The following is a 12455-nucleotide window of genomic DNA, read 5'->3' as shown; positions in this document are numbered from 1 at the left end:
GGACCGGGCCTTCGTGCTGCGGGCCGGCGCGTGCTGGATGACTCTGGGTGTTCAAGAACCACCCTGAGTGAGGAGTCCGTATGCGCCGTACCGTTGTCCGGGCACTGATCCGGCCGCTCTCCCTGGCGGCCACGCTGACCGCGATACCCCTGATCGGCGTGGCTCCGGCCGCGGCCGACAGCGTCGTGGTCGGCGGGTTTCCGATAGATGTCTCCCAGGCCCCGTGGACGGTGGCGCTCTCCAGTCGTGACCGGTTCGGGGGCAGCCGCGCGGGGCAGTTCTGCGGCGGGGTGGCGATCGCGCCGACCACCGTCCTCACCGCCGCCCACTGCGTCGCCGACGAGGTCCTGGGCACGCCCCCGAACCGGGTGCGCGACTTCAAGGTCATCGCGGGCCGCACCGACCTGCTCGCCACCGGCGGCCAGGAGACAGCCGTACGGGACATCGAGGTCAACCCGGCGTACGACCCCGCGACCAATGCCGGCGACTACGCCGTCCTCACCCTCGCCGAGCCCGTGCCGCAGAGCGCCGTCGTGCCCATGGCGGCGGCCGGCGACCCGGCGTACGCGGCCGGTACCGAAGCCATGGTCTCGGGATGGGGTGACACCAGCGGGGGCGGTGACTACACGAACCGGCTGCGCGCGGCCCGGGTGCATGTGCTGGCCGACGATGTGTGCACCCGCGCCTATCCGGGCGGCCGGAACGGCACCTACCGCGCCGCGTCCATGCTCTGCGCGGGAGAGGCCGCCGGGGGGCCGGACGCCTGCCAGGGCGACAGCGGCGGCCCGCTGGTCGCCGGCGGACGGCTGATCGGGCTGGTGTCCTGGGGCAGTGGGTGCGGGCAGGCGGGCAGTCCCGGTGTCTACACGCGGGTGTCCGACGTGCGCACGTCGGAACCGGCTGAGGGCGACGTCGGGAAGGCCCCCGAGCGCCCCTGAGAGCGCCTGGGATGCCCTTTTGGGTACGAGAACGGGCGGCCGCTCCCCTGGGGAAGCAGCCGCCCGTTCACCGGCCTATGCCGGGGCTGGCTCGTCGGGTGGGTGCGAGATTCAGCGCTCTTCGGTGGCAGAGGTGCCGGGAACGGACGTGAGCCGCTCCGTCTCGTCCTGTATCTCAGCGGCGATCTTCTTGAGTTCCGGCTCGAACTTGCGCCCGTGGTGGGCGCAGAAGAGCAGTTCTCCGCCGCTCAGCAGGACGACGCGCAGGTATGCCTGGGCGCCGCAGCGGTCGCAGCGATCGGCGGCCGTCAGCGGGCTCGCGGGGGTCAGAACAGTAGTCACGTCGCCTCTTCTCTAGCTCGACGAGCTGTCGTACCAGGGTCAACATCCAACCAGGCCGAATTCGTTCCCGCTCGTGGCTTTCCGTCGAAAATTTCTTTCGGGACGGCTGGGTGTTGCCGGTTGGCGGCGAATGTGCCGTAGTGCGTGGTCTGGTGCGTACGGTTTCGCGCGGTCTTGGGGGTCGGTCCTCCCGGCTGGGTTGCCGGTTGTTGATGAGGACGTGCCCGGAGCCTAAATGGTTCATGCCTCGAAGGGAACGTGATGTGTGCTTCACTCCATCGAGGGATCGAACGTCCGTACGACCCTCGGCTAGTCTGAGTTCCCCGCCGAGGGTGGCGTTACACCGGCTCTACCAGGCATCGGTACCCTCTGAGCGGCGACCGAAGCCGGCCCCGTACCCACCAGGGGCCCATCTGAAATTCAGCGAGGAGCGAACCGCGTGACCGCCGATACGTCCGTGCCGTCCACAGCGCTGCTGGCAGGAGCAGACCGGGACGGCTCCAACTACACCGCGCGGCACCTCCTCGTCCTCGAGGGCCTCGAAGCCGTGCGCAAGCGTCCGGGCATGTACATCGGCTCGACCGACAGCCGCGGCCTGATGCACTGCCTCTGGGAGATCATCGACAACTCCGTGGACGAGGCCCTCGGCGGCTACTGCGACCACATCGAGGTGATCCTCCACGACGACGGCTCCGTGGAGGTCCGGGACAACGGCCGCGGCATCCCCGTGGACGTCGAGCCCAAGACCGGCCTGTCCGGCGTCGAGGTCGTCATGACCAAGCTGCACGCCGGCGGCAAGTTCGGCGGTGGCTCCTACGCGGCCTCCGGCGGCCTGCACGGCGTCGGCGCCTCCGTGGTGAACGCGCTCTCCGCCCGGCTCGACGTCGAGGTGGACCGGAGCGGCAGCACCCACGCCATCAGCTTCCGCCGCGGTGTTCCGGGCGCCTTCGCCCGAGGCGGCGCGGAGGCCAAGTTCGAGGCCGGGACCGGCCTCGTCAAGACCAAGAAGATCCCGAAGAACCGCACCGGCACGCGCGTGCGCTACTGGGCCGACCGGCAGATCTTCCTCAAGGACGCCAAGCTCTCCCTGGACCACCTGCACCAGCGCGCCCGGCAGACCGCGTTCCTGGTGCCAGGCCTCACCATCGTCGTGCGCGACGAGATGGGCCTCGGTGACGGCGGCAGCAAGGGCGAGGAGTCCTTCCGCTTCGACGGCGGCATCAGTGAGTTCTGCGAGTACCTGGCGACCGACAAGCCGGTCTGCGACACGCTCCGCTTCTCGGGTCAGGGCACCTTCAAGGAGACCGTCCCGGTCCTCGACGACCACGGCCAGATGACGCCCACCGAGGTCACCCGCGAACTGGGTGTCGACGTGGCGCTGCGCTGGGGCACGGGTTACGACACCAACCTCAAGTCCTTTGTCAACATCATCGCCACCCCCAAGGGCGGCACCCACGTGGCCGGCTTCGAGCAGGCGGTCACCAAGACGATGAACGAGGTGCTGCGCGCGAAGAAGATGCTGCGCGTCGCAGAGGACGACGTGGTCAAGGACGACGCGCTGGAGGGCCTGACGGCGGTCGTCACCGTCCGCCTGGCCGAGCCGCAGTTCGAGGGCCAGACCAAGGAGGTGCTCGGCACCTCGGCGGCCCGTCGCATCGTCTCCACCGTGATCGCCCGGGAACTCAAGGCGTTCCTCACCTCCACCAAGCGTGACGACGCCGCGCAGGCGCGCACGGTGATGGAGAAGGTGGTCGCCGCCGCCCGCACCCGGGTGGCCGCCCGCCAGCACAAGGACGCCCAGCGCCGCAAGACCGCCCTGGAGTCCTCGTCCCTGCCCGCCAAGCTCGCCGACTGCCGCAGCGACGACGTCGACCGCAGTGAGCTGTTCATCGTCGAGGGCGACTCCGCGCTCGGTACGGCCAAGCTGGCGCGAAACTCCGAGTTCCAGGCGCTGCTGCCCATCCGGGGCAAGATCCTCAACGTGCAGCGCTCGTCGGTGACCGACATGCTCAAGAACGCCGAGTGCGGCGCGATCATCCAGGTCATAGGAGCGGGCTCGGGCCGCACCTTCGACATCGACGCCGCCCGCTACGGCAAGATCATCATGATGACGGACGCCGATGTGGACGGCTCCCACATTCGCTGCCTGCTGCTCACCCTCTTCCAGCGCTACATGCGGCCCATGGTCGAGGCGGGCCGGGTCTTCGCCGCTGTGCCCCCGCTGCACCGCATCGAGCTGGTCCAGCCGAAGAAGGGGCAGGACAAGTACGTCTACACGTACTCCGACCGCGAGCTGCGGGACACGCTCATGGAGTTCCAGCGCAAGGGCGTCCGGTACAAGGACTCCATCCAGCGCTACAAGGGCCTCGGTGAGATGGACGCCGACCAGCTGGCCGAGACCACGATGGACCCGCGCCACCGCACCCTGCGCCGGATCAACCTCGCGGACCTCGAAGCCGCCGAGCAGGTCTTCGATCTGCTGATGGGCAACGACGTGGCGCCGCGCAAGGAGTTCATCTCCAGCTCGGCGGCGACGCTGGACCGGTCGCGGATCGACGCGTAGCCGTGCGCACTCGGCTTTGACCGGGTGCGGGCGGAGGACGGGAGTGCCGGCTTTGGCCGGTGCTCCCGTTTTCGTTGCCGTGCCGTGCCGTGCCGTGCCGTGCCGTGGCGGCTTGGCTTGGCTTGGCTTGGGGAGCTCAGTGCTCCAGGTCGAGGGGCCGGGAGGTGCGGGCCGGCCGGGAGGCACGGCTCAGGGGTCGCCCCGAGATCGCTCCACCCGTGGGTGGAGAAGTCCGCCCCGTGGAGATCCACCCGTGATCCACCCCGGCTCCGATCCCGTGGCCTGCGGATTTCCGTAGTTTCGAGGGTGTCGGGAGCGACCGCCTCCGACACCCCCTCTCGTACACGGAGGCTCGGATGTCCGGGTTCGTCGACGCGTTGGTGATCGTGGCCGTCGCTGTGCTGATGATCGCCAGGCAGTTCCGCACCCATGCCATCGACGCCGAGCGGCGCTGGTGGCTGGCGCCGGCGATTCTGGCGGTCATGGCGCTGCGCGGGCCCGGCATAGTGGACTCCCACCATCGCGTCGAGTCGCTCGGACTGCTCGTCGCGGAAGTGGCCGTCGGGGTCGCCACCGGAGCCGGCTGGGCCTGGACCACCCGGATCTGGAGGGCACCGGACGGGGTCGTGTGGAGTCGCAGTACCAAGGCCAGTGCCGCGGTGTGGGCTGCCGGGATAGCCCTGCGCGGCGGCCTCTTCGGGCTCGGACACGCCCTCGGGGTCCGGCAGGACAGCGCCGCCCTGATGCTGGGCCTCGCCGCGACCCTGCTGGTTCGCGGTGCCATCACCGCCTGGCGGGCGTCGCTGCTGACCTCCTCGTCCGCCCTGGCGTCGACGTACGGTGACGGCACGCCGTCGGCACCGGCGGCCCCGCTGGCACGGCCGACGTGGAAGGAGCGGGTGTGAACGAGAACGCCTGGACCCGCTGGCCCTCACGCGAGGCGCTCAGCAAGGACGGCGTCAGCCGCCCCCGGCGTCTGCTGGCACAGGCCATCAGGGCGGTGCTGCTCGGGCTGCTGCTGTGGGCGGCCCTCCGGCAGGACGGCGTCCCTCTGTGGGGAAAGGCCGCCGCTGTGGTAGGCATCCTGCTGGCTTCCGGCGCGGCGTGGGGCTACTTCCGCGCCACCTACGCACACCGGCTGCTGCCCTCCCTGGCGCTCGTCGCCGTGCTCCTGGCCCTGGCGGTCACCGCCCAGGTGACAGGTTTCGGGAGGCCGGCCCTGGTGCTCTGGTGCGGCTGCGGCATCGTCGCCCTGGAGCGGCTGCCCCTAGCGGCTGCGGTACCGGTGACCTCGGTCGCCCTGGCCTCCTTCGCGCTCTTCAACAAGGACGTGTGGCTCACCACCGCGTCCACCGCGGCCGGACTGGCGCTGGCCGGCTACGTGGCGCGGCTGGACTCGGAGGCGCGGGGCAACGCGCAGCGGCTCCTCGTCCAGGAGCGGGCCGCGCGGGAGGCGGAGGCGGAGTCGGCCGCGCTGAGCGAGCGGGCGCGCATAGCCAGGGAGATCCACGACGTGCTGGCCCACAGCCTCTCGGCGCAGATGGTGCACCTGGAGGCGGCCCGCCTGCTGCTGGAGCGCGACGCGAGCCGTGAGCAGGTGCTGGAGCGGGTGGTGGCCGCCCGGGGCATGGCCCGTGACGGGCTCGCCGAGACCCGTCAGGCGCTGTCGGCGCTCAGGGGTGAACTGACCCCGCTGGAGGAATTCCTGACGGATCTCGTCAGCGTGACGGACGGAGGCGAGGTCACCGTCACGGGTGAGCGCAGGGTGCTGCCGGCCGAGGCGTCGCAGGCGGTGCGCCGGGTGGCGCAGGAGGCGATGACGAACGTCCGCAAGCACGCCCAGGGCGCCAGGGTGCGGGTTCGGCTCGACTACAGCGAGCACCAAGTGACCCTCGATGTGCGGGACAAGGGCGGGCGTCCGGGCGAACTGGCCGCCTCCGGCGGCGGGTACGGTCTGCTGGGCATGCGGGAGCGCGCCGAACTGCTGGGCGGCTCGCTGGACGCGGGGCCGGACGAGGAGGGGTTCGTGGTGACGTTGAAGGTGCCGGTATGACGGCGCCGGAGGGGGAGCGGAAGCCCGCGCGGGTGGTGGTCGCCGATGACCAGACCGTGGTGCGGGAGGGCATCGTGATGCTGCTGGGGCTCTTGCCCGGCCTCGAAGTGGTCGGAGCGGCCGGAGACGGCGAGGAGGCGGTGCGCCTGGTCGGTGAACTGGCTCCGGACGTGGTGCTGATGGACCTGCGCATGCCCCGGTGCGACGGGGTGGAGGCCACCCGGCGCATCCGGAGTGAGTACCCGGGTACCCAGGTGGTGGTGCTGACCACGTTCGCCGACGACGAGTCGCTGTTCGCCGCGCTACGGGCCGGGGCACGGGGGTACCTGACCAAGGACGCGGGCGGGGAGGAGATCGTCCGGGCGGTCCAGAGCGTGCTGTCGGGAGAGGCGGGGCTGGCGCCGGGCATCCAGCTCCGGCTGCTGGAGAAGCTGTCGCAGGCCGAGGCGCGGACGACCGCGGCGCCGACCGAGCCGCCCGACGGGCTGACCACCCGCGAGAGCGAAGTGCTGGTGCTGATCGGCGAGGGGCTCAGCAATCAGGAGATCGCGCGGAAGCTGCATGTCTCCACCGCGACCGTGAAGACGCACATCAACAACCTCTTCGCCAAGACGGGGCTCAAGGACCGTGCGCAGGCGGTGCGTTACGCGTACGCGAAGGGCATGGTGCGGCCGAGGGTGGAGTAACTCACCTGATGGGGTGAAGCGGTACGGGAAGGTGTGTCGCGGATCTTCCCGATCTGTCCATCCTTGGGTATGCAGTCAAGCAATGGTCGACACTTCGGTGCCGGGAACGGTCCAGGAAGTTTGGCCGACAACCAGGAAGAGCAGAGCGTGACTTCCCGCGACGTGCGGCAAGAGGACCCCTGGCACGACACGCTGACCGCCGGCTGGGGTGAGCTGGACGGGGCGGGGATGCCCGCACCGGCGGCCGTACCGCGGCCGCGCGGTACGGCCGAGCGGGAGATCGCGGAGGCTCGTGCCCGCGACGTCTATCTCGCAGTGCAGCAGAGCGAGGCGTTCCAGGAGGTGCGCAGCCGCTACCGGCGGTTCGTGGTGCCGGGAGCCGCCGCCTTCCTCGTCTGGTACGTGGGGTATGTGATCACCGCGACGGCGGCGCCCGGTCTGATGGCACGGCCCGTCATAGGGGCGGTGAACGTGGGGATGCTCGCCGGGCTGGGGCAGTTCGCCAGCACCTTCCTGCTCACCTGGGCCTACGCGCGGCACGCGCGACTGCGGCGCGACCGGCCCGCGCTGGAACTGCGCTGGGACACCCAGGAGCTGACCCGTGGCGTCCAGGGAGGCACCTCGTGACCAGCCACCACCAGATGCTGGCGCTGGTCCTGTTCAGCGCGTTCGTGGCCGTGACCCTGGGCATCACCACGTGGGTGAGCCGGCGCAGACACGGGTCGGCGGAGGAGTTCTACGCCGGCGGGCGCCTCTTCACCCCGCTGGAGAACGGGTTCGCCATCTCCGGCGACTACCTCTCGGCGGCCTCCTTCCTCGGGGTGAGCGGGCTCATCGCGCTGTACGGCTACGACGGACTCCTGTACGGCGTCGGGTTCCTCGTGGCCTGGCTGGTCGTGCTGTTCGTCGCGGCCGAACTGGTGCGGAACTGCGGCCGTTTCACCCTCGCCGACGTGGTCGCCGCCCGGATGGCGGAGCGGCCGGTGCGGATCGCGACGGGCACCGCCTCGGTCACCGTCTCCGTCATGTACCTGGTCGCCCAGATGGTGGGCGCCGGAAGCCTGGTGGCGTTGCTGCTCGGCGGCTCCGGCGGGGCCGCGCAGGCGTGGACGGTCATCGGGGTCGGCGCGCTCATGGTGATCTATGTGTCGCTGGGCGGGATGCGGGCGACCACCTGGATCCAGATCGTGAAGGCCGTCCTGATGCTGGTCGGGACGATCGTGATGACCGTGCTGGTTCTGGTGCGGTTCCACGGGGACATCAACCAGTTGCTGCTGACGGCGGCCGAGCGCAGTGGGCACGGGTCGTCGTTCCTGGCGCCCGGGCTCAAGTACGGCGGTGACTGGACGGCGCGGACGGACTTCATCAGCCTCGGCCTGGCGCTCGTGCTGGGCACGGCGGGTCTGCCGCACATCCTGTCCCGCTTCTACACGGTGCCGACCGCGCGGGCCGCCCGGCGTTCCACGGTGTGGTCGATCGGGCTCATCGGCAGCTTCTACCTGATGACGATCATCCTGGGCTTCGGGGCGACCGCCGTGGTGGGCGCCGACGCGCTGCGCCGGTCCAACGCGGCCGGGAACACCGCGATCCCGCTGCTGGCGCTCGACCTGGGCGGGGGTGCCTCCTCCACCGGCGGCACCGTGCTGTTCGCGGTCGTGGCCGCCGTCGCCTTCGCCACCATTCTCGCGGTGGTCGCGGGGATCACCCTCGCCTCCTCGGCGTCGGTCGCCCACGACCTGTACGCGTCGCTGCGGCGCAGGCCCACCACCCCGCGCGGCGAGGTGGCGGTGGCGCGGATCTCGGCGGCCGCCATCGGCGTCGTGGCGATCGCGCTCGGACTGCTGGCCCGGAACCTCAATGTGGCGTTCCTGGTCGGACTGGCCTTCGCGGTGGCCGCCTCGGCGAATCTGCCGACGCTGCTGTACTCGCTGTTCTGGCGGAACTTCACCACGCGCGGCGCCGTCTGGGCCGTGTACGGCGGACTGATCCCGGCGGTGATCCTGGTGCTGTTGTCGCCCGTGGTGTCGGGGAGCCCCGGCTCGCTCTTTCCCGGCGTCGACTTCCAGTACTTCCCGCTGCAGAACCCGGGCATCGTCTCCATCCCGCTCGGCTTCCTCGCGGGCTGGCTGGGCACGGTCACCTCGGACGAGGTGCCGGACGAGGCCAAGTTCGCGGAGACCGAGGTGCGTTCGCTGACCGGAGCCGGAGCCGTGTGAGGACACCGGGCCTGGGCGGCGTCACGGCGCCACCCAGGCGTACCGGTGCTCGGGCCGCCCGGTGTCCCCGTATCTGAGGGACAGCCGCAGGCGGCCCGCCTGCTCCAGGTGACGGAGATAGCGCTGGGCGGTGGAGCGGCTCAGCCCCGTGCGGGAGGCCACCTCGTGCGCCGACAGGGGCTGCTCCGCGCCGTGCAGGACACCGCAGATCAGGTCCGAGGTCGGCTCCGTGTGACCGCTCGGCAGCCCCGGGGCCGAGGGGGCGGGGGCCGTGCGCAGGGCACCGAAGATGCGGTCGACCTGTTCCTGGCCGGTCACCCCGCGTCCGCCCACTCGGTCGACGGTGCGGCGCAGGGCGGCGTACGAGTCGAGGCGGCCGCGCAGCGCGTTGAAGGTGAAGGGCTTCACCAGATAGTGCAGCGCGCCGAGGCGCATCGCCTGCTGCACGGTCGTCACATCGCTGGCCGCCGTGATCATGATGACGTCGGTGCCGTGGCCGTGCTGGCGCATCAGGTGGACGAGTTCGAGGCCGGTGCGGTCCGGCAGATAGTGGTCGAGCAGCACCAGGTCGACGCCGCCGCGTTCGACGGCGGCCAGCGCCTGGGCGGCACTGTGGGCGCGGGCGGCCACCCGGAAGCCGGGAACCTTGCCCACATACCTGGCGTTGATCTCGGCGACACGGAAATCGTCGTCCACGACCAGCACGTCAATCATCGGGCCTCTCCCTTAAGGCCGGCGAGCGTTAAGCCCGTGTTTCGGCTCCGCAGTTGTAGCGTGAGCAAAACGAGCACAACAGGTTCTTGCGAGCAAAAGAAGGGGTTGCGCGCACAAGACTGCTGCCGGAGCGGCGCCGCCCCTACCGTCCCGGTGCATGAGCGCAGACACCAGCCCCGCCATCGAGCTGAGGGGCGCGAGCAAGATTTTCAGAACCCCTTCCGGCGATCCGCACACCGCGGTGTGCGGCCTGGACCTCACCGTGGAGCGCGGCGAGTTCGTCGCCGTCGTCGGCCCGACCGGCTGTGGGAAGTCCACCACGCTGACCCTGGTCAGCGGCCTGGAGGAGCCCTCCGAGGGCGAGGTGCTCGTGGCCGGGCAGCCGGTCGACGGCGTCGGCGACCGGGTCGGCTTCGTCTTCCAACAGGACGCCACCTTCCCCTGGCGCACGGTGCTGTCCAACGTGATGGCCGGCCCCCGTTTCCGGGGCGTGCCCAAGGCGGAGGCCAAGCAGAAGGCCCGTGAATGGCTGGCCCGTGTGGGGCTCGCCGCGTTCGAGGACCGGTATCCGCACCAGCTCTCCGGCGGCCAGCGCAAGCGCGTCGCCCTCGCCGCGACCTTCGTCAACGACCCCGAGATCCTGCTGATGGACGAGCCGTTCTCCGCGCTCGACGTGCAGACGCGCGCCCTGATGTCGGACGAGCTGCTGGAGCTCTGGGAAGGCACCGGCTCCTCCGTCGTCTTCGTCACCCACGACCTGGAGGAGTCGATCGCGCTGGCCGACAAGGTCGTCGTGATGACCGCCGGGCCCGCGACGGTCAAGCAGGTCTTCACCATCGACCTGCCCCGACCGCGCAAGGTCGAGTCCATCCGGCTGGAGCCCAAGTTCATCGAGATCTACCGCGAGATCTGGGAGTCCCTCGGTGAAGAGGTCCGCATTACCCGTGAGCGAGGTGCCGTCGATGTCGCCTGAGACCGTGACCCCGCCGCTCGCCGGCCCTGTCAAGCGGCCGGCCCCGGCCCCGACCCGCTCGCGGGCGCAGGCCGCCCGCAGGCGCCGGGTGATCGTGATGGTGGCCCGCGTGCTCCTGCTGGTCGGCGTGCTCGGCCTGTGGGAGGCGCTGTCCCGCGCCGAGGTCATCGACCCGTTCAACTTCTCGATGCCGTCGGAGATCTGGAACCAGATCACCTCCTGGGTGCTGCACGGCACCGCGCTCGGCTCCCTGGCCGAACAGATCTGGTACACCCTGTACGAGGCGCTGCTGGGCTGGATCATCGGCGTCGTGGCCGGTGTCGTCCTCGGTATCGCGCTCGGCCGGGTCGCCTTCCTCGCCGACCTGTTCGGCCCCTACATCAAGGTGCTGAACTCCATCCCGAGGATCGTGCTCGCCCCGATCTTCCTGATCTGGTTCGGCCTCGGTCCCGCCTCCAAGGTCGCCTCGGCCGTGGTCCTGGTGTTCTTCCCGGTGTTCTTCAACGCCTTCCAGGGCGCACGCGAGGTCAACCGCGACCTGGTCGCCAACGCCCGCATCCTGGGCGCCACCGACCGGCAGGTCACCCTCCAGGTGGTCATCCCCTCGGCCACCTCGTGGATCTTCACCAGCCTCCACGTCAGCTTCGGCTTCGCGCTCATCGGCGCCATCGTGGGCGAGTACATCGGTGCCACCCGGGGCATCGGCCTGCTCGTCGCCCAGTCGCAGGGCACCCTCAACTCCGCCGGCGTGTACGCCGCGATGGTGATCCTCGCGGTCGTGGCGCTCCTCGCCGAGGGGCTGCTGACCTTCGCCGAACGCCGCGTCTTCCGCTGGAAGTCCTCCGACTCCGGGCACTGAACCGCCGTTCCGCGCCGAACTCCCCGTACCCGCACAGTCCCAAGGACGTGACTCCTCATGCGCAAGCGCACCAGAATCGCCTCGCTCACCACCGCGTGTCTGCTCTCCCTCACCTCCCTCACCGCCTGCGCCAACGAGGTGGCCGGCCCCAGCGGTTCCGGTGGCGGCGGCAAGGGCACCAAGGTCAAGATCATGGTCGGTGGTCTCGACAAGGTCATCTACATGCCCGCCATGCTCACCCAGCGGCTCGGCTACTTCGACGCCGAGGGCCTGAACGTGGAGCTGCTGACCGAGCCCGCCGGGGCCCAGGCGGAGACCGCGCTCGTCTCCGGCCAGGTCCAGGGCGCCGTCGGCTTCTACGACCACACCCTCGACCTCCAGGTGAAGGGCAAGTCGGTCGAGTCCGTCGTGCAGTTCTCGCACGCGCCCGGCGAGGTGGAGGTGGTGTCCGCGAAGAAGACCGGTGACATCCACTCGCCCGGCGACTTCAAGGGCCGCAAGCTCGGTGTCACCGGGCTCGGTTCGTCGACCGACTTCCTCACCAAGTACCTCGCGGTCAAGCACGGCGTCCAGGTGAACCAGTTCAGCCCGGTCGCCGTGGGGGCGGGGCCGACGTTCATCGCGGCGCTCCAGAAGGGCTCCATCGACGCGGGCATGACCACCGACCCGACCGTCGCCACGATCCTGGCCAAGAAGGCCGGCCGCGTGCTCATCGACATGCGCACCCCCGAGGGCTCCCAGGAGGCGCTCGGCGGGCCGTACCCCTCGTCGAGCCTGTACATGAACACGGACTGGGTCAACGATCACAAGGACACCGTCCAGAAGCTCGTCAACGCGTTCGTCAAGACGCTCAACTGGATGTCCACCCACAGTGCCGAGCAGATCGCGGCCAAGATGCCGTCCGACTACTCCCAGGGCGACGAGAAGCTCTACGCGGCCGCCATCAAGAGCACCCTGCCGATGTTCACCAAGGACGGGATCATGCCGGCGCGGGGACCGCAGACCGTTGAGAAGGTGCTCAAGGCATTCAGTCCCAACATCAAGAACGCCGACGTCGACCTCGACAAGACGTACACCACCGAGTTCGCGGAGAAGGCCGCCAAGTAGCCGC

General features: G+C 70.2%; 12 protein-coding genes. 10 read left to right on the top strand and 2 right to left on the bottom strand.

The genetic code is table 11. The annotated features are described in order from the left end of the window. Positions 1 to 80 precede the first annotated feature (80 nt). Positions 81 to 938 carry a serine protease gene (locus EV284_RS23370; protein ID WP_130337326.1) on the top strand — a complete coding sequence of 286 codons (858 nt, stop codon included), beginning with the start codon at positions 81 to 83 and terminating at the stop codon, positions 936 to 938. A 111-nt stretch (positions 939 to 1049) separates the two neighbouring features. Here the strand turns inward: EV284_RS23370 and EV284_RS23365 are convergent, their stop codons facing one another. Continuing rightward, on the bottom strand, positions 1050 to 1280 hold the full coding sequence (locus EV284_RS23365; protein ID WP_086691807.1) for a hypothetical protein: 231 nt from the start codon (positions 1278 to 1280) through the stop codon (positions 1050 to 1052). A gap of 439 nt (positions 1281 to 1719) precedes the next feature. On the opposite strand from EV284_RS23365, the gene EV284_RS23360 reads away from it, so the two are divergent. From EV284_RS23360 to EV284_RS23335, 6 genes are all read left to right on the top strand, one after another. After that, positions 1720 to 3843, top strand: a complete 2124-nt coding sequence (locus tag EV284_RS23360; protein ID WP_130337324.1) for a DNA topoisomerase IV subunit B — start codon at positions 1720 to 1722, stop codon at positions 3841 to 3843. Between the two features lie 356 nt (positions 3844 to 4199). After that, the gene (locus EV284_RS23355; protein WP_130337322.1) at positions 4200 to 4748 is read left to right on the top strand and encodes a DUF1453 family protein; all 549 of its coding nucleotides are present in this window, start codon (positions 4200 to 4202) and stop codon (positions 4746 to 4748) included. After that, a complete protein-coding gene (locus EV284_RS23350) occupies positions 4745 to 5896 on the top strand; it encodes a sensor histidine kinase (protein ID WP_165425624.1) in 1152 nt (383 codons plus the stop codon). The genes EV284_RS23355 and EV284_RS23350 overlap by 4 nt, the downstream gene beginning before the upstream one ends. After that, positions 5893 to 6582: a response regulator transcription factor gene (locus tag EV284_RS23345; protein WP_130337320.1), complete on the top strand. Its 690-nt coding sequence runs from the start codon at positions 5893 to 5895 to the stop codon at positions 6580 to 6582. The genes EV284_RS23350 and EV284_RS23345 overlap by 4 nt, the downstream gene beginning before the upstream one ends. Before the next feature lie 69 nt (positions 6583 to 6651). Further along, complete coding sequence (locus EV284_RS23340) at positions 6652 to 7209, top strand: DUF485 domain-containing protein (protein ID WP_207229110.1); 558 nt, start codon at positions 6652 to 6654, stop codon at positions 7207 to 7209. Continuing rightward, positions 7206 to 8798, top strand: a complete 1593-nt coding sequence (locus tag EV284_RS23335; protein WP_130337318.1) for a cation acetate symporter — start codon at positions 7206 to 7208, stop codon at positions 8796 to 8798. Before EV284_RS23340 ends, EV284_RS23335 begins: the two co-directional genes overlap by 4 nt. Positions 8799 to 8819: 21 nt before the next feature. Here the strand turns inward: EV284_RS23335 and EV284_RS23330 are convergent, their stop codons facing one another. Then, positions 8820 to 9512 carry a response regulator gene (locus EV284_RS23330; protein ID WP_130337316.1) on the bottom strand — a complete coding sequence of 231 codons (693 nt, stop codon included), beginning with the start codon at positions 9510 to 9512 and terminating at the stop codon, positions 8820 to 8822. A 157-nt stretch (positions 9513 to 9669) separates the two neighbouring features. On the opposite strand from EV284_RS23330, the gene EV284_RS23325 reads away from it, so the two are divergent. Genes EV284_RS23325 through EV284_RS23315 form a run of 3 tightly spaced genes read left to right on the top strand, consistent with a single transcriptional unit; the run spans position 9670 to position 12451 of the window. After that, a complete protein-coding gene (locus EV284_RS23325; RefSeq protein WP_130337314.1) occupies positions 9670 to 10485 on the top strand; it encodes an ABC transporter ATP-binding protein in 816 nt (271 codons plus the stop codon). After that, entirely contained in the window at positions 10475 to 11344 is an 870-nt protein-coding gene (locus EV284_RS23320; RefSeq protein WP_130337312.1) for an ABC transporter permease, read from the top strand. The genes EV284_RS23325 and EV284_RS23320 overlap by 11 nt, the downstream gene beginning before the upstream one ends. Positions 11345 to 11401: 57 nt before the next feature. Continuing rightward, entirely contained in the window at positions 11402 to 12451 is a 1050-nt protein-coding gene (locus EV284_RS23315) for an ABC transporter substrate-binding protein (RefSeq protein ID WP_130337310.1), read from the top strand. Positions 12452 to 12455: the final 4 nt, after the last annotated feature.

It is taken from the genome of Streptomyces sp. BK022 (assembly GCF_004217355.1).
Taxonomy (GTDB): Bacteria; Actinomycetota; Actinomycetes; order Streptomycetales; family Streptomycetaceae; genus Streptomyces; species Streptomyces griseoluteus.
The sequence above is the reverse complement of the archived record's forward strand: the minus strand, read 5'-3'. Positions and strand labels throughout refer to the sequence as shown.